This is a genomic window from Pseudorhizobium marinum (assembly GCF_000705355.1).
In the GTDB taxonomy this organism is placed as follows: domain Bacteria; phylum Pseudomonadota; class Alphaproteobacteria; order Rhizobiales; family Rhizobiaceae; genus Neorhizobium; species Neorhizobium pelagicum.
Window position 1 is genome coordinate 62227 of record NZ_JMQK01000016.1, and the last position, 20025, is coordinate 82251.

General features: G+C 63.2%; 21 protein-coding genes. 11 read left to right on the plus strand and 10 right to left on the minus strand.

The window, feature by feature from the left end; all coding sequences use genetic code 11:
- Positions 1-15: 15 nt before the first annotated feature.
- The 4 genes from EO99_RS0118020 to EO99_RS0118035 all read right to left on the minus strand — a co-directional run bounded on the left by EO99_RS0118020 (position 16) and on the right by EO99_RS0118035 (position 3470).
- Positions 16-885 (minus strand): GNAT family N-acetyltransferase, encoded by an 870-nt coding sequence (locus tag EO99_RS0118020; protein WP_029619998.1) that lies wholly within the window; start codon positions 883-885, stop codon positions 16-18.
- A 148-nt stretch (positions 886-1033) separates the two neighbouring features.
- The gene (gene lspA / locus EO99_RS0118025; protein WP_029619999.1) at positions 1034-1540 is read right to left on the minus strand and encodes a signal peptidase II; all 507 of its coding nucleotides are present in this window, start codon (positions 1538-1540) and stop codon (positions 1034-1036) included.
- Positions 1537-2397 (minus strand): TrmH family RNA methyltransferase, encoded by an 861-nt coding sequence (locus tag EO99_RS0118030; protein ID WP_029620000.1) that lies wholly within the window; start codon positions 2395-2397, stop codon positions 1537-1539. The genes lspA and EO99_RS0118030 overlap by 4 nt, the downstream gene beginning before the upstream one ends.
- Complete coding sequence (locus EO99_RS0118035; protein WP_029620001.1) at positions 2394-3470, minus strand: class I SAM-dependent methyltransferase; 1077 nt, start codon at positions 3468-3470, stop codon at positions 2394-2396. The genes EO99_RS0118030 and EO99_RS0118035 overlap by 4 nt, the downstream gene beginning before the upstream one ends.
- 109 nt (positions 3471-3579) lie before the next feature.
- Between EO99_RS0118035 and EO99_RS0118040 the strand changes: the two genes are divergently transcribed.
- The 3 genes from EO99_RS0118040 (at position 3580) to ptsN (ending at position 5447) form a co-directional block, all read left to right on the plus strand.
- A complete protein-coding gene (locus EO99_RS0118040) occupies positions 3580-4032 on the plus strand; it encodes an SRPBCC family protein (protein ID WP_029620002.1) in 453 nt (150 codons plus the stop codon).
- Between the two features lie 306 nt (positions 4033-4338).
- A complete protein-coding gene (gene hpf / locus EO99_RS0118045) occupies positions 4339-4914 on the plus strand; it encodes a ribosome hibernation-promoting factor, HPF/YfiA family (RefSeq protein ID WP_029620003.1) in 576 nt (191 codons plus the stop codon).
- Between the two features lie 68 nt (positions 4915-4982).
- Positions 4983-5447 carry a PTS IIA-like nitrogen regulatory protein PtsN gene (ptsN, locus tag EO99_RS0118050; RefSeq protein ID WP_029620004.1) on the plus strand — a complete coding sequence of 155 codons (465 nt, stop codon included), beginning with the start codon at positions 4983-4985 and terminating at the stop codon, positions 5445-5447.
- A gap of 82 nt (positions 5448-5529) precedes the next feature.
- Here ptsN and grpE read toward each other — a convergent pair whose 3' ends face one another.
- Positions 5530-6189 (minus strand): nucleotide exchange factor GrpE, encoded by a 660-nt coding sequence (gene grpE, locus EO99_RS0118055; RefSeq protein ID WP_029620005.1) that lies wholly within the window; start codon positions 6187-6189, stop codon positions 5530-5532.
- A gap of 88 nt (positions 6190-6277) precedes the next feature.
- Positions 6278-7360 (minus strand): heat-inducible transcriptional repressor HrcA, encoded by a 1083-nt coding sequence (gene hrcA / locus EO99_RS0118060; RefSeq protein ID WP_051679946.1) that lies wholly within the window; start codon positions 7358-7360, stop codon positions 6278-6280.
- A gap of 175 nt (positions 7361-7535) precedes the next feature.
- Between hrcA and rph the strand changes: the two genes are divergently transcribed.
- The 4 genes from rph to hemW are packed head-to-tail and all read left to right on the plus strand — an operon-like array spanning position 7536 to position 10525.
- On the plus strand, positions 7536-8255 hold the full coding sequence (rph, locus tag EO99_RS0118065; RefSeq protein WP_029620007.1) for a ribonuclease PH: 720 nt from the start codon (positions 7536-7538) through the stop codon (positions 8253-8255).
- A gap of 22 nt (positions 8256-8277) precedes the next feature.
- The gene (locus EO99_RS0118070; RefSeq protein ID WP_029620008.1) at positions 8278-8685 is read left to right on the plus strand and encodes a VOC family protein; all 408 of its coding nucleotides are present in this window, start codon (positions 8278-8280) and stop codon (positions 8683-8685) included.
- A 10-nt stretch (positions 8686-8695) separates the two neighbouring features.
- The gene (rdgB, locus tag EO99_RS0118075; protein WP_029620009.1) at positions 8696-9340 is read left to right on the plus strand and encodes an RdgB/HAM1 family non-canonical purine NTP pyrophosphatase; all 645 of its coding nucleotides are present in this window, start codon (positions 8696-8698) and stop codon (positions 9338-9340) included.
- A gap of 6 nt (positions 9341-9346) precedes the next feature.
- Positions 9347-10525 carry a radical SAM family heme chaperone HemW gene (hemW, locus tag EO99_RS0118080; protein ID WP_029620010.1) on the plus strand — a complete coding sequence of 393 codons (1179 nt, stop codon included), beginning with the start codon at positions 9347-9349 and terminating at the stop codon, positions 10523-10525.
- Between the two features lie 134 nt (positions 10526-10659).
- Here the strand turns inward: hemW and dnaA are convergent, their stop codons facing one another.
- From dnaA to mutM, 4 genes are all read right to left on the minus strand, one after another.
- A complete protein-coding gene (gene dnaA / locus EO99_RS0118085; RefSeq protein WP_037112376.1) occupies positions 10660-12228 on the minus strand; it encodes a chromosomal replication initiator protein DnaA in 1569 nt (522 codons plus the stop codon).
- Positions 12229-13063: 835 nt separating this feature from the next.
- The gene (rpsT, locus tag EO99_RS0118090; protein ID WP_029620012.1) at positions 13064-13330 is read right to left on the minus strand and encodes a 30S ribosomal protein S20; all 267 of its coding nucleotides are present in this window, start codon (positions 13328-13330) and stop codon (positions 13064-13066) included.
- Between the two features lie 187 nt (positions 13331-13517).
- Positions 13518-14294 carry an enoyl-CoA hydratase gene (locus tag EO99_RS0118095; RefSeq protein ID WP_029620013.1) on the minus strand — a complete coding sequence of 259 codons (777 nt, stop codon included), beginning with the start codon at positions 14292-14294 and terminating at the stop codon, positions 13518-13520.
- Between the two features lie 22 nt (positions 14295-14316).
- Positions 14317-15207 carry a bifunctional DNA-formamidopyrimidine glycosylase/DNA-(apurinic or apyrimidinic site) lyase gene (gene mutM, locus EO99_RS0118100; protein ID WP_029620014.1) on the minus strand — a complete coding sequence of 297 codons (891 nt, stop codon included), beginning with the start codon at positions 15205-15207 and terminating at the stop codon, positions 14317-14319.
- Between the two features lie 150 nt (positions 15208-15357).
- On the opposite strand from mutM, the gene ubiE reads away from it, so the two are divergent.
- The 4 genes from ubiE to EO99_RS0118120 all read left to right on the plus strand — a co-directional run bounded on the left by ubiE (position 15358) and on the right by EO99_RS0118120 (position 19934).
- Positions 15358-16134: a bifunctional demethylmenaquinone methyltransferase/2-methoxy-6-polyprenyl-1,4-benzoquinol methylase UbiE gene (ubiE, locus tag EO99_RS0118105; RefSeq protein WP_029620015.1), complete on the plus strand. Its 777-nt coding sequence runs from the start codon at positions 15358-15360 to the stop codon at positions 16132-16134.
- Positions 16135-16176: 42 nt separating this feature from the next.
- The gene (ubiB, locus tag EO99_RS0118110) at positions 16177-17739 is read left to right on the plus strand and encodes a 2-polyprenylphenol 6-hydroxylase (RefSeq protein WP_029620016.1); all 1563 of its coding nucleotides are present in this window, start codon (positions 16177-16179) and stop codon (positions 17737-17739) included.
- 93 nt (positions 17740-17832) lie between these two features.
- A complete protein-coding gene (locus tag EO99_RS0118115; RefSeq protein ID WP_029620017.1) occupies positions 17833-19140 on the plus strand; it encodes a hypothetical protein in 1308 nt (435 codons plus the stop codon).
- A gap of 17 nt (positions 19141-19157) precedes the next feature.
- Positions 19158-19934 carry a COG3904 family protein gene (locus EO99_RS0118120; RefSeq protein ID WP_029620018.1) on the plus strand — a complete coding sequence of 259 codons (777 nt, stop codon included), beginning with the start codon at positions 19158-19160 and terminating at the stop codon, positions 19932-19934.
- The last annotated feature ends 91 nt before the right edge of the window (positions 19935-20025 follow it).

The following is a 20025-nucleotide window of genomic DNA, read 5'->3' on the forward strand; positions in this document are numbered from 1 at the left end:
ACGCCGGCCTTCGCGTCAGCTTGCGAAGCGGCCGGCGTCGGCGCCGTAATAGTTGATGTATCGGCCGGAGATGGCGGAGATCGGCAGCACCACCAGGACATCGGTGGTGTTGAAGGCCTGGTCGACGACCGCGCCCTCGCCGATCATGGCACCGAGCCGCAGGTAGCCCTTGATCAGCGGCGGCATGGCGTTCAGCGCCTTGCGGGCGTTGGCCGCCTCGACCGGCATCAGGTCCATCTCGCGATAGAGGTCCGGCAAGGCCGCCACATGCCATTCGCCCTTCACGCGGGCATTGTGGTGTAGGAAGGACAGCGCCAGCGCGTGCTCTTCCGGTCGGGTGCCGAAGAAGGAGGCGCAGCCGAACATGGCCGATACGCCGTGCTTCAGGGCATAGGCCCAATTGCCCTGCCACAGCAGCTCCACCGTCCGCTTGGTGCGATAGGCGGGCAGCACGCAGGAACGGCCGAGCTCCATGAACTTCTTGTCGGGATGGCGGGCGAGCAGCGGGGCGATGTCGAACTCGGATGCCGAGTAGAAACCGCCATGGGCCATCGCAACCTGCTGGCGCAGCAGCCGGTAGGTGCCGACAATCTGATCTTCTATGTCGCCGTCGATCGACCGATCCACAACCAGGAGGTGATCACAGACCGCATCATAGGCGTCAAAGTCACGGCGCTGGCGCATGGCATCCGCAGGCAGCTGGGCCTTCATCTCCTCGACGAACACCCGGTAGCGCACCGCCTGGGCAGCGTTGACCTCGCGCTCGGTGCGGGCGAGGCGTGTCTCGAGGCTTCCAATCCGGCCCAGCAGATCGCCTGCCTGGTCCCCCGACAGCGACTGACTGGGGTTTACGTTCACGTCGTGCTTCAGGAATTCGAGCGCCATGGCAATCTGCCCTACCGGTTCAAGTCACCGTCAATAATCATGATCCCGCGACAGGAAAATGACAATGATTGTAACAATGGAAACCGCCTGTCGAGAGGGCCTTTTGCCGACTAATTCAGGCCAAGACAAGCGGCTCGTTCGCTGATTGTCAGCTGCGTGACGCCGAATCAGGCTTCTTTCCTGACCCCAGGATTTCGTCCAGAATCACCAGTCCCGCACCGATGGAGATGAAGCTGTCGGCAAGATTGAAGACGGCGAACGACCATGTCCCGGTATGGAAGAGGATGTAGTCGATCACATGGCCGTAGAGAAAGCCGTCGATCAGGTTGCCGATCGCTCCCGAGACAATCAGGGCGAAGCCCAGATGGGTCCAGGTTCGATCGGCCGGCGTGCGGCGCCACAGCCAGAGCACGAAGCCGACGATGACAATACGCATGCCGATGATGAACTCCCGCTCCATGCCCGAGAGGAGCGAAAATGCAACGCCGAGGTTGTAGGTCCGGTAGAGGGCCAGCACCGGAAGAAGCGGCACGGCTTCCTGAAGCGGAAGATAGGCTTCGACGGCAAACTTGATCGCCTGATCAAGGATGACGGCGATCAGGATAACGGCGGCAGCAACCAGCGGCCGCGAGAAAATCGACGCAGCGCCCGTCATCGATCGGCATCCAGAGACAGGAGATGGCGACGTGCTTCAAACAGCATTACCGCCGTTGCAACGGCGAGATTGAGGCTGTCGGCCCGCCCCTGCTGGGGGATCCGCACCAGCCGGTCTGCGGCCTTGGCAAGACTGTCCGGCAGGCCGGACTGTTCATTGCCCATCAGAAGTGCCACCGGCTTCTTGACGTAATCCACCGTCCGGTAATCCACCGCACCGGCCAGATGGGTGGCGACCACCTCGATGCCGGCCCGCTTCTGCCAGGCCAGAAACTGCTCCGGGGAGGCCTTGACCAGCGGAAGGGCGAAGACGGAGCCCATCGTGGCCCGAACCGTCTCCAGCGAAAAGGGATCGGTGCAGTCTCCCACCAGGATGACCCCCGAGGCACCGGCCGCATCGGCCGTCCGGATGATCGTTCCCAGGTTGCCCGGATCGCGGACGCGATCGAGCGCGACAAAGGTCTTGCCCTTCGCCGGATCCAGGGCCTCGAGCGTGCCCCAGCGCTGGTCGAAGATGCCGACGACCATCTGCGGATTGTCGCGCCGGGTGATCGACGACAACACCTTCTCGCTCACCTCGAGCACCAGCCCGCCCTTGGCGACAGTCTTCGCCGCGACCTGCTCGACGAGCGGCTTACCCTTTGCCGCCTTTGCGTAGACCAGCGTTCGGATCGTCCAGCCGAGCTCCAGCGCATCGATGACCAGCTTCAGGCCCTCCGCCATGAAGGTGCCGGTCTGCTCCCGGTCCTTCTTGCTGGTCAGCGCCTTGATGTCCTTGATGATGGGATTGGAGAGGCTCGTTACCTCCTTCACCTGCCCCACACGGCGCGGACCGCCGTCTCGTGTCTCGTCTCTCATTGCGGAATCCAGCGGCTGAAAAGGGAGGTGGAAAGCGCGCGCCCGGGGTCATTGCCCTCGAGGCCGCCCTCGCGAATTACCAGTTCGCCCGATTCCACCACGCCGCCGGCGCCGCGCATGATGTCGCGCATCAGCTCATGGGTGGAATAGAAGCTGGCGCGGATTGAATAGGCGGTCAGCACCAGGCCAAGGGCCTGGGGCGACAGGAGCTCCCGGCAGATATTGAGCATCAGCGGCAGGTGCTCGAAGAGATGCCAGACCTCGCCATTCGGGCCGCGCCCGAACTTCGGCGGGTCGGTCAGGATGATATCGTAGCGGCTGCCGCGTCGTTCCTCGCGCTGGATGAACTTCATGGCATCCTCGCAGATCCAGCGGATCGGGGCACGCTCCAGCCGCGACAGCGCCTGGTTCTCGCGCGCCCAGCCGATCGCCTTCTTGGAAGCGTCCACATGGGTGACCTCCGCGCCGGCGGCCGCGGCCACCAGCGAAGCGACACCGGTATAGCCGAAGAGATTGAGGACCTTGACCGGCCGACCGGCATTTTCGACCTGCTTCTTCATCCACTCCCAGTGGACGATCTGCTCGGGGAAAACGCCGACGTGGCGAAACGAGGTGAAGCGCCCATGGAAATCGACGCCCAGCAGCGACAGGGGCCAGGTCTCGCCATGCGCTTCCTTGGGGAAGCGCCAGCGGCCCATGCCGTCCTCGTCGGTATCGCCGGTGAAGACGGCATCCACATTGCTCCAGACACTCTCGCTCAATGCCGGCTGCCACAGAGCCTGCGCTTCCGGCCGGATAATCCGGTAGGGGCCGTATTGCTCGAGCTTCAGGGCATTGCCGCTGTCGACCAGATGAAAATCGCCGGCGCCGGAAGATTCCAGGATCACCGGGACGCGCTCGACAGGGCGATCGCCCTGACGCGTCATCAGGCGACGCTGCGGCACTGCCTCTTCCTGCTTCGGCTTTGCTACAGGCGAGACAGCCGACGTCGGCCTGGCTGCGCCAGACGGCGTAGCCGATGCCCGAGGCTTTCCCGGCCTCTTGTCGGAGCGCTTGTCCTTGATCCTGACCATATTCTTCCAGCTGTCTTGTGGTTTGGGTGCAAATAGCATCCACCCGCCACTTGGCAAAGCGCTTTCCCCTGCCGTAACGTCCTCTCCCACGATCTGGGAGGAGGTCCACATGGATGTTGACGGTGAAGAGCGCATCGCTGCGCCGCGCGAGGTGGTGTGGCACGCCTTGAACGACCCGGAAATCCTCAGGCAGTGTATTCCGGGCTGCCAGAGCCTGGAGAAGACGTCGCCGACCGAACTCGTGACGACCGTCCGCATCAAGATCGGGCCGGTCGGCGCGACCTTCAACGGCGAGATTACCCTCTCCAACATCAATGCTCCGGAAAGCTATACCATCTCGGGGGAAGGCAAAGGCGGCATTGCAGGGTTCGGCAAGGGCGCAGCCGACGTCGTCCTGATCGAAGACGGCGACGAGACCATCCTGCGTTATGCTGCCAAGGCGCAGGTCGGCGGGAAGCTTGCCCAGCTCGGTTCACGTCTCATCGATTCCGCATCGCGCAAGCTCGCGCAGCAGTTCTTCGCGGATTTCAACGCGGCCGTTGCGGCGGACGGCCAGACTTGATCGCGTGCCGGCGAGAGGTGCCCCTTAGTCCCGAAACGCGGTATGATGTCTGCGAATCGCCGGCGAGTAGCGTCAGCGTTCTGCCCCTATTTCGCAGGGCATTCGGCACGTATATTAACGATGCGTTGACTTTCGGGGCGCGTGGCGCTAGAAGCGCGCCGCAATTGCAACGTACGCAAAAAGAACGATCCCCAAATTTCAGTCTCCAGGCCTCAAATTCATTCTCGTGCTCTGCGATGCGCTTGGATGAGGGGACAGCTTGGCGTAGACTGGAACACGCAAGTCACGACAAGAAGGAATAAATCCATGAGTGTGCGTGTAAGTGGTAAGCAGATGGAAATCGGTGAATCGTTCCGCGAGCGGATCGAGACTCAGATTTCGGACGCTGTGACCAAGTACTTCGATGGAGGATACTCGGGCCAGGTCATCGTCGAGAAAGCCGGCTCGCGCTTTTCGAGCGATTGCAAGGTTCACCTCGACACGGGCGTCGTCCTGCATGCTGCCGGCGAAGCCAATGATCCGCAACTGAGCTTCGACGCAGCCGCGGAGCGCATCGAGAAGCGCCTGCGCCGCTACAAGCGGAAGCTGAAGGACCACCATTCCGGCCCGCAGGGCAATGGTCATGCCGAAGTTGCATACACCGTCATGGATGCTGTTCCGGACGATCATGACGAGGTCCCCGAGGACTTCGCGCCGACGATCGTAGCGGAGAGTTCGAAGCAGCTGAGAACAATGTCGGTCGCCACTGCCGTGATGGCATTGGACATGACCGACGAACCCCTCCTCCTGTTCCGGGCTCCGGGCACGGAGGACCTCAATGTCGTCTATCGCCGCCAGGACGGCAATATTGGCTGGATCGACGCCGCCAATATCAAAGGCTAACAGATCTCTAGGCGAGCGTTGGCAACAGCGCTCGCTCCGCCCTCGCGGTGGCACAAAGGATGAAGAGAATGGCTTTGGCAGATTTGCTGCAGCAAGATGCAATTATTCCCGCCCTCAAGGTGAATTCCAAGAAACAGTTGCTGCAGGAGCTGGCCGCCAAGGCGGCGAAGCTGACGGGCGTGCCGGAGCGGGAGATCTTCGACGTCATCCTGCAGCGCGAACGCCTTGGCTCGACCGGGGTGGGCCATGGCGTCGCCATTCCGCATGGCAAGCTCGGCAGCATCTCTTCGATCAAGGGCGTCTTTGCGCGCCTCGACAGTGCCGTGGATTTCGAGGCGCTCGACGACGAGCCGGTGGATCTCGTGTTTCTTCTGTTGGCCCCCGAAGGGGCCGGAGCCGACCATCTGAAGGCCCTTTCGCGGATTGCCCGCGTCCTTCGCGACCAGGAACTGGTCAACAAGCTGCGGCAGACGGATTCTGCCTCGGCGATCTACGCCTTCCTCAATGAGGAACAGGCGTCCAACGCGGCCTGATCCTTCCCCTTCGATTGCCCAAAACAAAACCGCCTGCCATGGACGTGGCAGGCGGTTTTCGTTGTGCATGGACCTGAAGGTGTCAGCCCTGGCCGTTTTCGCTCCCGGCGGCGGCTGCCGAAGGGTCAGCCTTGGGGCCGCCCTTGGAGACGCCGACCATGGCCGGCCGCAGCACGCGATCACCAATGGTGAAGCCTGCCTGGACCACCTGCAGGACGGTGTTGTTGGGCACTTCCGGGTTGGGGATCTCGAACATCGCCTGGTGGAAGTTCGGATCGAACTTCTGGCCTTCTGCGTCGATCTTGCGGACGCCATGGCGCTCGAGGGCAGACAGCATGGAGCGTTCGGTCAGTTCCACCCCTTCCAGAAGCATCGCCAATGCCTGGTCGGCATTCTGACGAACATCTTCCGGCACGGCATCCAGTGCGCGACGCAGGTTGTCGGAGACCGCCAGCATGTCGCGTGCGAAACCGGCAACCGAATAGGACTTGGCGTCCTTGACGTCGCGATCCGTCCGGCGGCGGAGGTTTTCCATTTCGGCCACCATGCGCAGGAAACGGTCGCGCAGGTCGGCGTTCTCGGCCCTCAACACTTCCATCGGATCCGGCTCGACGGCCGTCGCCTCGTCCGCCTCGTCGGCTGCTGCGTCCTGCAGAGCGGACGCCACCGCTTCGGCGGTGTTGTCGGGGGCGTATTCGTTATGGCCCGCGTCAGGTCCGTTCTTCTTTGTCTCGTCGGTCATGACCTTCTCCGGTATTGTGGTTCACAAAGTCGTGCCCGATATCGAGGTTTGAACCTCAAAAATCAAGGCTTGGCAGGGGATTGTGTGGCTATAGCGGCTGGCGGGTGAGCCGAGCAAGAAGCTGGGCCGTGTAATCCACCATCGGCACCACGCGGGAATAATTGAGCCGGGTGGGCCCGATCACCCCGACCGCTCCGACGATCCGCTCCTCCTGATCGCGATAGGGCGCGACGATCAGCGACGAGCCGGACAGCGAGAACAGCTTGTTTTCGGAGCCGATGAAGATGCGCACGCCAGGCCCGGTTTCGGCGAGGTCGAGGATCTCGATCAGGCTGTCCTTCTTCTCCAGATCGTCAAACAGCATGCGCAGCCGGTCGAGATCATCGACATCAGTCATCCCCTCGAGGAGATTGGCACGGCCGCGGACGATCAGCTGATTGGGCTTGCCTTCTTCGCGGCTACCGGACCAGACGGCCAAGCCACGCTCCACCAGATCCTGGGACAGGATCGTCAGTTCGTCCTGAACCTCCGCCTTCAGCTTCTGCAACTGCCCCCGGAGCTCGACCAGCGTCTGACCGCTCAGATGCGCGTTCAGGAAATTGGCGGCCTCGGTCAGCTGCGAGGAGGTGACGCCAGCCGGCAGATCGATGATGCGGTTCTCCACCTGATTGTGCTCGCCCACCAGTACCGCCAGAGCCTTGGTCGGCTCCAGCCGGATGAACTCCACGTGCTTCAGCACCGGGTCGCTCTTGGCGGTGATCACGATGCCGGCGCCGCGGGAGACGCCCGACAGCATGCGGCTCGCCTCGTTCATCAGGCTTTCCATCGGCCTGTCGCGGTCTTCCGGGCGGATCTGACGCTCGATCGTCGTGCGTTCCTCCTCGGTAAGATCGCCCACCTGCATGAAGGCGTCGACGAAGAAGCGCAGGCCCGACTGGGTCGGCAGACGCCCGGCACTGATGTGCGGCGCATAGATGAGGCCAAGCTCCTCCAGGTCGCTCATCACGTTGCGGACCGAAGCGGGAGACAGCGACATCGGCAGGATGCGCGCCAGGTTCCTTGACCCGAGTGGTTCTCCAGTCTCCAGATAGGTTTCCACGATCCGGCGGAATATTTCGCGCGAACGGTCGTCCAGCCGGGTGGCGTTGTCCCCTCGTGCCATAAAGTCCATGGTTCGCTTTGAACCCTCTGATTGTCATCTGAACGTAAAATATAGTCTTTCCCCCGCCACTCCGCCAACGGAAAATCCTTGGCAAGGCGCCGCGGGACACTGTGAAGGCCCCTTTTCCTTTGCAAATGACCTGACGGCCCCTTAGAAGGCGCCTACACACTCTCGGGAGCACGATATGCGGCCTTCAGGCAGAAAAACCGACCAGATGCGCAAGGTTTCCTTCGAGCGCAACTTCTCCAAGCATGCGGAAGGCTCCTGCCTTGTCCGGTTCGGCGATACGCATGTGCTCTGCACGGCAAGCCTTGAAGAGAAGCCGCCGGCCTGGCTGCGCAACAGCGGCAAGGGCTGGGTGACGGCCGAATACGGCATGCTGCCGCGCGCCACGGGCGACCGGATGCGGCGTGAAGCCACCGCAGGAAAGCAGGGCGGTCGCACACAGGAAATTCAGCGGCTGATCGGTCGTTCGCTGCGCGCCGTCGTCGATCTGACGGCACTCGGGGAAAAGCAGATCACGATCGACTGCGACGTCATCCAGGCGGACGGCGGCACCCGGACGGCTGCCATCACCGGCGGCTGGATTGCGCTTCACGACTGCCTCAAGTGGATGGAAGCCCGCTCCATGGTGAAGCTCGACAAGGTTCTCAAAGACCACGTCGCCGCCATCTCCTGCGGTATCTTCGCCAACCAGCCGGTGATCGACCTCGATTACCTGGAGGATTCCGCCGCCGAGACCGACGCCAACTTCGTGCTGACCGGCACCGGCGGCATCGTCGAAATTCAGGGCACCGCGGAAGGCGCACCGTTCAGCGAGGAGGAATTCCTGTCGCTGCTGAAGCTTGCCAAGGCGGGGACGGAAGAGCTGGTTGCGATGCAGAAGCAGGCGATCGCGCAGTAGCCAGGAGGCGCGGGTGACGGTGCTGATCGAAGGTATCCTGGAAACCGCCCTCTATGCGGAAGACCTCGATGCCGCCGAGGCCTTCTACGGCGGAGTGCTCGGCCTCGAGCGCGTATTGCGTGCCAGCGACCGACATGTCTTCTTCCGGTGCGGCGCCGGCATTCTGCTGATCTTCAATCCGGCGGAGACGGTCAAGCCGCCGCCGGAGAATGCCCTGCAGGTACCGCAGCATGGTGCAAACGGCCCGGGGCACGCCTGTTTCCGTGTCGCCCGGGACCATCTCGACGCCATGGCGGAGAGACTTACGGCGGCCGGGATTAGCATTGAGAGCGACGTGACCTGGCCCAACGGCGCCCGGTCCATCTATTTCCGCGACCCTGCGGGCAACAGTCTCGAATGTGCCGAACCAGGTCTCTGGTCGATCGGCTGAGGTGATCCTGATGCGAAAGCTTGAAACAAAAACCATCGTCGTTGCCAGCCACAATGCCGGCAAGATCCGCGAAATCGCCGAGCTGATCGGTCCGTTCGGCTTTTCCGCCAGATCGGCCGCCGACCTGAATTTCGAGGAGCCCGACGAAACCGGTACCACGTTTGAAGAGAATGCTGCGATCAAGGCCCTGGCCTCCGCCAAGGCGTCTGGTCTTCCGGCGCTTTCGGACGATTCCGGCCTGGTGATCGACGCTTTGGACGGTGCGCCTGGCGTCTATACGGCCAACTGGGCCGAACGCGAGGACGGAACGCGCGATTTCGTCATGGCGATGGAAAAGCTCGAGAAGGCTTTGGCCGAACGCGGTGCCGTCAGAGCCGACCAGAGAACCGCCCGGTTCGTCAGCGTGCTCTGCCTCGCCTGGCCGGACGGGCACACCGAGTTTTTCCGCGGCGAGGTCGAAGGCGTCGTCGCCTGGCCACCACGGGGAGACAAAGGCTTCGGCTACGATCCGGTCTTTCAACCCGAAGGTCATGAGCTTACCTTCGGCGAGATGAGCTCGGATGAAAAGCACGGCTGGCAGCGCGGCGAACCGGAAGCCCTGTCCCACCGCGCCCGCGCCTTCAAACGCTTCGTCGAAACCTGCCTGGAGGCCTGAACTCCGTTGAACATCGACGCCCCCCTTCTTCCCGACACCGGCGAGCCCGGCTTCGGGATTTACCTGCATTGGCCGTTCTGCGCGGCCAAGTGCCCCTATTGCGACTTCAACAGCCATGTCCGGCATCACCCGGTGGACCAGGCGCGGTTCGCCGCCGCCATGCTGCGCGAGATGGAAACGATGCGCCGGATGAGCGGCCCCAAGACCGTCACCAGCGTCTTTCTCGGCGGCGGCACGCCTTCCCTGATGGACCCGGTGACCGTTCAGACGGTGATCGACGGCATTTCCCGCCACTGGCATATGCCGGACGGGATCGAGATCACCATGGAGGCCAACCCCTCCAGCGTCGAGGCCGAACGGTTTCGCGGCTACAGGGCCGCCGGCGTCAACCGCGTGTCGCTCGGCGTGCAGGCGCTGAACAACACGGACCTGCGCTTTCTGGGCCGGTTGCACGATGTCGACGACGCGCTGAAGGCGATCAAGCTTGCCCGCGAGATCTTTCCGCGCATGAGCTTCGACCTGATCTATGCCCGCCCGCGACAGACGATCGCGGCCTGGGAGGCGGAGTTGAAGGAGGCCATCTCCTACGCCGTGGATCACCTCTCGCTCTACCAGTTGACCATCGAGGAGGGCACACCCTTCTACGGGCTGCACAAGGCTGGCAAGCTCATCGTGCCGGACGGTGACGAGTCCGCTGACCTCTACGAGGCGACGCAGGAGATCACCGCCCGCCACGGAATGCCGGCGTATGAGGTTTCCAACCACGCACGGCCAGGAGCCGAAAGCCGCCACAACCTGACCTACTGGCGCTACGGCGACTATGCAGGCATCGGTCCGGGCGCACATGGGCGGCTGACGCGCGGACCCTACAAGATTGCCACCGCCACGGAACGGCGCCCTGAAGCCTGGCTCGAGCTTGTCGAGAGACAGGGCCACGGGATGGTGGACGAGGAAGAGCTTGGACGCGACGAACAGGCCGACGAGCTGCTGCTGATGGGGCTGCGGCTGACCGAAGGCGTCGACCTTGCGCGCTGGCAGCAGCTTTCCGGGCGCGATCCCGATCCGGTCCGAGAGCAGACCCTGCTGGAACACGGCTTCATCGAACGGCTCGGCAATTCGCGGCTGCGCTGTACGCCGTCCGGCATGCTGATCCTCGATTCCGTCGTCGCCGACCTCGCCTGCTGATCAAGGCGCTCCGCACGTCGTTTCCGTTAGGATTGGCGCGGGCTGAGACCTGGTGACAAGGCAATCCCTCCACAGACCAAAAAGCCCCGGCGTGATCCACGCCGGGGCTTTTTGGTCTGTGGAGGGAGAAACTCTCAGGCGTTGTTTTCGTTGATCAGTCGCTTCAACAGCTCGACCTCATGGCAGAGCTTGGTGTCGCCGGTGATCAGGTCCTCGATCTTGCGCACGGCGTGCAGGACGGTCGTGTGGTCGCGGCCACCGAAGCGGCGTCCGATTTCCGGGAAGGACCGCGGCGTCAGGGTCTTTGCCAGATACATGGCGATCTGGCGGGGCTTGACCACGACGCGTGTGCGGCGGTTGGAGACCAGCTCCTGCCGCGAGACGTTGTAATGGCGTGCGACGATGCGCTGGATGTCCTCGATGCGGACCCGCTTGGCTTCACCCGTGCCGACCAGATGCACCAGGAGTTCGTCCACGCGCTCGAGCGAGAGCGACGGCTCGAAGGACTTGCGGAAGACCAGCTGGTTGAAGGCGCCTTCGAGGTCGCGGCCACTGCTGGCGACACTGCGCGCCACATGCGAAAGAATTTCGACGGAGATATCGAGCGACGGATCGTCCTGCTGCGCAATCTCCAGGCGGCGCTTCAGCATTTCAAAGCGCATCTCGTAGTCGGGGCTTTCCATTTCGATGGCGACGCCGCCCTGAAGGCGCGAGCGCACGCGCGGATCGAGCGATTCCAGTTCCCATGGCGCACGATCGCCGGCCACGACCACCTGCTTGGCGCTGTCCAACAGCGTGTTGAGCAGATGGCAGAACTCGTTCTGGATCATCTTACCCTGCAGGAACTGCATGTCGTCGATGATCAGCAGGTCGATGTTGCGCAGTGAGTCCTTGAGCGTCAGGGCGTCGTTGTCGCGGATGGCGGTGGCAAAGCGCCACATGAAGTATTCTGCCGTCAGATAGACAACCCGCGGCGCGCGCGCGCTGGAGACGGCGGAATTGGCGATGGCCTGCAGCAGATGGGTCTTGCCCAGACCGACGCCGGAATGGATGAAGAGCGGGTTGAAGCGGACCGCGCCCGCGCCTGCCTCGGCAATTGTCTTGGCAGCCGCAAGGGCAACGCGGTTGGACGGACCTTCTATATAGCTGTCAAAGGTGAAGCGGGAATCCAGCGGCGAACCGAACAGCGGGCCGGCTGCGGCAGGCCGCGTGCCGAGCGACATTGGAAAGGACGCAACCTTGCCCGTCTCGCGGGCCGCGGAGCCTCTCGGAAACGACATGGGGGCAGCTGCGGACGGAGCGGCTTCCGCGATCAGGGGGCGGTCTTCACTGGCAACCGGACGGGCGCTGCGGCTCGCGCTGCGCACCAGGATTTCCACCTTGAGAATGTCGGGGTCTTCGGCCTGCAGAATGGTCGTGATCTGGTCGAGATAGCGATTGTTGATCCAGGACTTCAGAAAGGTCGTGGGAACCGTGAGGCGGACGACGCTTTTGGAGATGGAATGAAGCTTCAGGCGACCGAACCAGCTTGCGTAGACGTCCTGACCGACTTGCGCCTTCAGACGCTTGCTGAATCGCTCAAACAGAGCCTCATGCTTCATGTCCGAAATGCCCCCTGCCGCCTGGGTCGTCTTTGAATCGAGCGCCTGCCGCGCATGCTCCACATCGCCAGATGCGCGTGCCGATACGATGTTCGTCTGCATGTAATTTGCCGCCTTCCACATTTTTTTCCATCTGCCAGCGCCTCGCGTCGCCGCCAGAAAAGATCTTGTCTAAGGACAGGGCTTTCCCATCATGAGAAGCCCGGTCTTTGCCCCATCACGGCACCGCCTCCGCATCCACCGCCAGGGTGAGTGTGGCCTCGATACCGGCGACCTTCCAGGAAGGTCCTCTTCCTCTCCCGGCAAAAGGCCATCCTCGTCATGGCCCTGCACCGGTAAGTCTTCACGCCCGGACGAATGCAGGTATGCATCAGGCCACGGCGATTCCGCACGTGAGACCAAGATGGACTCTCGCTGCACAACCGCTGGTTACATGAAGAGCGGGATGTCAGTCCCGCTGCAAGGGTCCAAAGAGACTGTGCTCCACAGCAGAAGCTGCGACTGGCACCGGTCTCTTTCGTCGTTGTCCCCGTGCCCTTGCTGAGATCATTTAGGCAGGATCAGGGACCAAGATCAATGGCGAAATTTACCCGCCATTAATCGGCGAGCGTTGACTCTCGCGCTCACTTTGGCATCGCCTAAATCCTGCTCAGGAGAATCCCTGTCGAATCAATGACATTGAAAAATGACAGCCAAAAAAGGCAGCAGATCGCCAGAAAAATAAAAATTAGCTTGACTCATTTTCGGGATCCAGCGGGGAGAGCGAGAAGCCTCACTTCCTCAAGCACCTGTCACAAGTCACTGAAATTTAACAATTATCTCTGTCGCTGCTCTGACATCAACGCAGAGACGGACATTCACAATTGGAAGCAATAGGCACAAATCAAGAAAGCCCGGCGAACCGCCAGGCCTATTCACTAATTCTTGATTATGACAATTAAGCCGAGAGGGCTTTGACTCGAGACGCCAGGCGGGAGACTTTCCGCGATGCCGTATTGCCATGCACAACACCCTTTGTGGCGGCGCGCTGGATTTCCGGCTGGGCTGCCTTGAGAGCTTCAGCAGCGACAGTTGCGTCACCGGCTGCGATTGCCTCTTCGACCTTGCGGATGAAACCGCGCATGCGCGAACGACGAGCCTTGTTGACTGCAGTACGGCTAGCGATCTTGCGGGTCGCCTTTTTCGCCGAAGTTGTATTGGCCATGTATGCCTCTCTACGAATTCGAACCAAACTCCACCGTTGCCGCGCCGGTCGTGTGCGACCTTAGTTTCAGCAATGTAGGAGCATTAGAGGAAGCCGTGATCGGGCTTTCCCAACTGTGGCGCGGCATATAGCTTGAAAGGCGGGTTCAGTCAACGCGCAATTTTGGCCGCTCCGCCTGCCGAGCACATCAGCGATTGCCGAAGTTCGGCTTTCGCTTTTCCACGAAGGCCGCCATGCCCTCCTTCTGATCCTCGGTGGCAAAGAGAGACTGGAAGAGCCGGCGCTCCTGACGCAGGCCTTCGGCAAGCGTGAGTTCGTCGGACCGGTTGACGGCCTCCTTCGCCATCAGGACGGCAGCGCGAGAGAAGGTGGCAATCTTTGCCGCCGCCTCCAGCGCCTCGTCCAGGAGACGCTCCGGCGCCACGATGCGGGCCACCAGGCCAGCCTTCTCGGCCTCTTCGGCCCCCATCATCCGTCCCGTGAGCACGAGATCCATGGCCTTTGCCTTGCCGACGGCACGCGTCAGCCGCTGCGAGCCGCCCATGCCCGGGATGATGCCGAGGGTGATCTCCGGCTGCCCGAACTTGGCCGTCTCCGAGGCGATGATGAAATCGCACATCATGGCGAGCTCGCAGCCCCCACCCAGGGCGTAGCCCGAGACCGCGGCGATCAGGGGCTTGCGGGTTGCGGCCACGGCCTCCCAGCCGCCCAGGAAGTCGCCGACATAGGCTTCCACGAAGCTTACCGGCTGCATCTCCTTGATATCCGCGCCGGCGGCGAAGGCCTTTTCGGATCCGGTCAGGACGATCGCGCCGACAGCCTCGTCGGCGTCATAGGCCGCGAGCGCCTCTGCGAGTTCGCGCATGACCGCAGAATTCAGCGCGTTCAGCGCCTGCGGGCGGTTCAATGTGATGAGGCCGACGTTGCCCCGCTTTTCCGCCAGCAGTGTCTCGAAGTGTTCCATGGCACCCTCCCCGGTTCCGGCTTCATTTCTGGCAGGCGGCACAATAGAAGGATGATCGACCGGCCTGCACGATCCGCGCGACCGTACCGCCGCAGCCGGGCGTCCTGCAAGCCTCGCCTTCCTGATCATAGACGGAGAAGGAGTGCTGGAAGTAGCCCAGCGAGCCGTCCGTCTGGATGTGGTCGCGCAGCGAGGAGCCACCGGCCAGGATCGCGTCCGCGATCACCGCCCGGATCGCCTCGGTCAGCAGCAGCAGTTCCTTCTTCGGGCGACCGGTCGGCGTCACGAGGGTGCCGGCCTTCCGCCGCGGCGAGAGGTGAGCCCGCCACAGCGCCTCGCAGACATAGATGTTGCCGAGGCCGGCAATCACGGTCTGATCGAGCAGCGCGCCTTTCAGCGGTTGGCTTTTGCCGGCGAGACGCCTGGCGAGGTAATCGGCATCGAGCGCGTTGCCGGTGGGCTCCGGCCCGAGGCCGACGAAGGCGGGATAGGTATCGAGCTCGCTGCGCTTCCAGAGGTGCATGAAGCCGAACCGGCGCGGATCGTTATAGATGACCCGCAGGGGGACGCTCTCGGCCGTCAGGTGGAAGACGACATGATCATGCTTTTCGTCCTTGGAGCGCGGGTGGTGGAAGTCTCCCGGCGCTGCAGCGGGCCCGCCGCTCTCCACCCGAAAGGATCCCGACATTCCCAGATGCGCAATGATCGTCTGGTCGCCCTCCAGATCAATGAGCAAATATTTGGCCCGTCGCCCCAGAGACAGGATGCGCCTGCCTGCGGCCGCTTCCGCGAGGTTTTCGGGCAGCGGAAAGCGGAGATCCGGGCGGCGCAGCTCCAACCTCGCAATCGACGCCCCTTCCATGGCCGGCGCAAGACCACGCTTGACCGTCTCCACCTCTGGCAATTCCGGCATGGCTAACTAACTTCCTGTTTCAACGCCTCGACACCTGGTCTATAGACCGGGGCCGAACGTCGCACTGCTCCTTTGCACCTGCGGCACAGATAGCGAGGCGCAACCGATTTCGCTATGGTCGCCGGCCAGATGACGAGCAAGGAGTTCCCGATGAGTGAAGCGCGTACCTCTGCCGAAGGCGGGATGGAAACCTCCTACGGCTTTCGCCAGGTGGCTGAGGGTGAGAAGCAGCCGCTCGTCAACGATGTCTTCCATAAGGTTGCCAAGCGCTACGACATCATGAACGACGTGATGTCGGGCGGTCTGCACCGGATCTGGAAAGATGCGCTGGTCTCGGCGCTGCATCCGCGCAAGGACGACAGCTACAAGGTGCTGGATGTCGCCGGCGGCACGGGCGATATCGCCTTCCGCATCGTCGAGGCGTCGGACCGCAAGGCCCATGCGATCGTGCTCGACATCAATGGCTCGATGCTGTCGGTCGGTGCGGAGCGCGCCGCCAAGAGAGGTCTCTCCGACCACCTGACCTTTGTGGAAGCCAATGCGGAGGAACTGCCCTTCGAGGCAAATTCCTTCGACGCCTATACGATCGCCTTCGGCATTCGCAACGTGCCGCACATCGACGTTGCTCTGAAAGAGGCTTACCGCGTGCTGAAACGCGGCGGGCGCCTGATGGTGCTGGAGTTTTCGGAAGTTGGCCAGCCCATGCTCAACCGGATCTACGACGAGTGGTCGTTCAAGGCCATCCCGCGCTTCGGCAAGATGATCACCGGCGACAGCGAGCCCTATCAGTATCTGGTGGAATCGATCCGCAAGTTCCCCAACCAGGACAACTTCGCAGGCATGATCCGGAATGCCGGCTTCTCGCGGGTGACCTATACGAACTACACCGGCGGGGTTGCCGCCCTTCATTCCGGCTGGAAGCTTTGAGCCGATGAGGACTGCAGCCAGCGTAAGCGCCAGAGGCGGCACATGAGCACGGTCGGCGCCTATTTTCGCCTCGCGCGGGTCGGATGGGTTCTGGTGCGCGAGGGCGTGGTGTCCGCGCTGCCGACACAGGACATGCCGCCGTCCATCGGGCTTCTGAAATCGCTGACGGAACCGTTTGCACGCTTTCGTGCCAAGAAGGAGGCGCGCAGCACCCGTCTCTCGCGCGCCGTCGACCGGCTAGGCCCCTCCTACGTCAAGATCGGACAGTTCCTCGCCACGCGGCCTGACGTCGTCGGCGTCGACTGGGCGCTGGACCTCTCCATGCTGCAGGACCGCATGGCCTACTTCCCGACAGCGATCGCGAAGTCGGCGGTCGAAGGTTCGCTCGGCCGCACGATCTCCGATCTCTATACAGAGTTCGGCGACCCGATTGCGGCCGCCTCGATCGCACAGGTGCATCCGGCCCAGGTCGACGGTCGAAAGGTTGCCGTCAAGGTCGTCCGCCCTGGCGTGAGACAACGCTTCGCCCACGATATCGAGAGCATGTACCTGCTGGCGCGGATGCAGGAGCGCTTCGTTCCTTCCAGCCGCCGTCTGAGGCCGGTCGAGGTGACGCGGACGCTGGAGCAGACCACCAAGGTCGAGATGGACCTGCGGCTCGAAGCCGCCGCCCTGTCGGAGATTGCCGAGAACACCAAGAACGACCCCGGCTTCCGGGTGCCGACGGTGGACTGGGAACGCACGGGACGCGACGTCATCACCATGGAGTGGATCGACGGCGTCAAGATGGCGGATCTGGACGGCCTTCGTGCCGCCGGTCATGATCTCGACCGCCTGGCGGAGACACTGATCCAGTCCTTCCTGCGCCACACCCTCCGGGACGGCTTCTTCCACGGCGACATGCACCCGGGCAACCTCTTCGTCGATGCCTCGGGCACGATCGTCGCCGTCGACATGGGCATCGTCGGGCGCCTGGGGAAGAAGGAACGACGGTTCCTGGCGGAAATCCTCTACGGCTTCATCACCCGGGACTACCTGCGGGTGGCGGAGGTGCATTTCGAGGCCGGCTACGTACCGGCGCATCACGACGTCGCGAGCTTTGCCCAGGCGATCCGGGCCATCGGCGAGCCGATCCACGGCCAGCCGGCGGAGACGATCTCCATGGCGCGGCTGCTGGCGCTGCTCTTCGAAGTGACCGATCTTTTCGAGATGGAGACCCGGCCGGAGCTGATCCTGCTGCAGAAGACGATGGTCGTCGTCGAGGGCGTGTCGCGCATTCTCAACCCGCGTTTCAACATGTGGAAGGCCGCCGAGCCGGTCGTCGGCGACTGGATCCGCGACAACCTCGGGCCCAAGCGGGTCGTTGCAGACCTGCGCGATGGCGTGAAGGCAGCGGTCAAGCTTGCCGAGGCTCTGCCGGAGATTGCCGCAAAGACCGAGAAGCTGCACCGCGAGGTGGTGCGGATGAGCGAAGACGGTCTTCGTTTCGATCCGGAGACCACGGAGGCGATCGGCAAATCGGAAGCCCGCCACAGCCGCTCGGGACGCGTCGCGCTCTGGATCATCGCGCTCTGCCTCGTCTATCTCGTCTTCACCATCGGGTGAGGCTGGCGGCCAGGAGGGGCCAGCCGCGCCACAGCCTTCATTTTGCCCCCTTCTTCAGAGCTTGTTAAGAATTCATTCCTGTCGGAGGTCTTCATGGCGCTTGGCGCATCGCATCGCTTGCAGGACGGCGTCCTTGCCGTCGAAACCATGACGCGCTTTGCGCTTGCTGTGCTCGCTCTCGCGTCCGGCGTCTATACCTATCTCGGGGTCCGTAGCCTCCTCGACGGGTCGCCGACCGCCGTCTTCTTTGCCGCCATCATCTATTCCGCTTCGGTCTCGGTCGCGATCTACGCCTTCTGGTCCTACATGGCGCGCTTCTATCCGCATGTCACCGGCGCTGCCTCCCGCGGCGCCATGATCGGCGTAATGGCACTCGGCTGTGCCATGATCATCGCCATGTCGAGCTGGCTGAACGCCGCAGCCCTTGCAGGGTCCGCGGCGCTCGAACAGCATCTCGCGGAGACCGTGCAGGACTATACGGCCGACCTCGACCAGGCGCATCAGAACGCGCTGGCGGCGCAAAGCCTGCTCCCGGACATCCAGCGGACATCCGAACGTTTTTCGCGGCTTGCGGAGGACGAACGCCAGAACGGCGCGCTGACGGGAACGACCGGTTCCGGCAGCGTCGTCCAGCTTCTGTCGCAGATGTCCTCGCAGCTCAGCGAGCTCGAGACCGGCATCATCGCGTCCCGTGAACGGGTCACCACGCTCTTCGACCAGGGGCGGAGCCATCTTGCGACCATGCGCACCCTGGTTTCGGCGCCAGGGGCCGTGGCGCCGCGCAGCGATGAATTCTCTGCCGAGGTCGTGGCGCTCTCCGGCGTCATCACCTCGCTGGAACAGACCTCGATTGCCCCCTCCGTCAAGCGGGCGGCGGAAGACCTGTCGCTCGGTTTCATCGCGCCGGTTGCCGACGGTCAGGCTGCGGATCTCGCCAATCGCCAGGACGAGGTGATGCAGACGATCCGGGCATCCGTCGCCGCCCAGTCCGGGGTTCTCTCCCAAGCTGCAGACGACATCCTTGCGCGTGAACCTGTCGCAGAGCGCCGCTTCGTGCCGCTGTCCTCCGCAGAAGCCGTGCTGCGCTATGCTGCCGACTTCATTCCCGCCTGGGCGGGCGCGATTTCGATCGATCTGCTTCCCGCCGTCCTCGTCTTCATCCTCGCCGTCGTTCACGGTGCGATCCGTCGGCAGGAGGAGCGGATGCCCTTCGCGCAGCGGATTACCGCGGCCGAACTTCTGGAAGCGCTCGAAGTGCAGCGGGCGCTCGGCCGACACGGGATCGATGTGGAGCAGGCCGTGCAGCACGCCGAGACCCAGGCCGAGGCTGACCGCACGGACTCCAACATCACCAGCCTCGACATGTCGTCCAACACCCCACGAAAGGGCCCGCCCGCGTGAGACCTTCATCGCTTGGCCTGCGCCTGAAGGACGCTTTCCTGCGCGCCGATGACGGCCTGCTGATGCGCGGCGCATTTTTCGGGCTTCTGGCGGCAGCGGGCGTTTTCCTCTTCGTCGACCTGCGGGAAATGAGCCTGGCCAGCGCCGAGCTTCCCGGCCATGATCCGATGACGACGGACGCACCCGTGCTGCCCCCCGCGCTGACGGACGGTGTGCCCCAGTCGTCGCCGGTCGAGCCGGAGAGTTCGCCGGAAGTCCTGCGCCAGCCGATGCGCTTCGAACTCCTGCCCGGCGGCACGCTCAAGGCAGAAGGATCGATCGATCTCGGCGCAGCGGACCGTTTTGCCGAAGAGATCGCCGCACGCGGCGAGTACGTGAAATCGGTATCGCTGAACTCGCCGGGCGGCTCCGTCAACGACGCGCTGGCGATGTCGACGCTGATCCGGGAAAAAGCGCTGAACACGAGAGTGGCGACGAAGGCCCTCTGCGCGTCCTCCTGCCCGCTCGTCTTTGCCGGCGGGGTTGCCCGCGAGGCGGAAGAGGACGCCATTCTCGGCGTCCACCAGGTCTTCAACGCCGGACAGGAGCAGCCCTCTCCCGAGCAGGCCATGTCCGGTGCCCAGAGCACGACGGCCCGCATCGCCCGCCACCTGGACGACATGGGCATCGGCAACGGGCTCTGGATCAACGCCCTGGAAACGCCCCCCGACCGACTCTACTACCTGACGCCGGAGGAGATGGTGGAGTTCAAGCTGACCACCGCACCAGTGGCGACGGCCGAGCAGGCGGACTAGGCTTCCTTTACGCCCTCTAGTGGCATGATCGCGTTCGAAGGGTTCGACCCGCCTCCTGCCTCGTCCCATGGCTAGCCTCATGGGAGGCCGC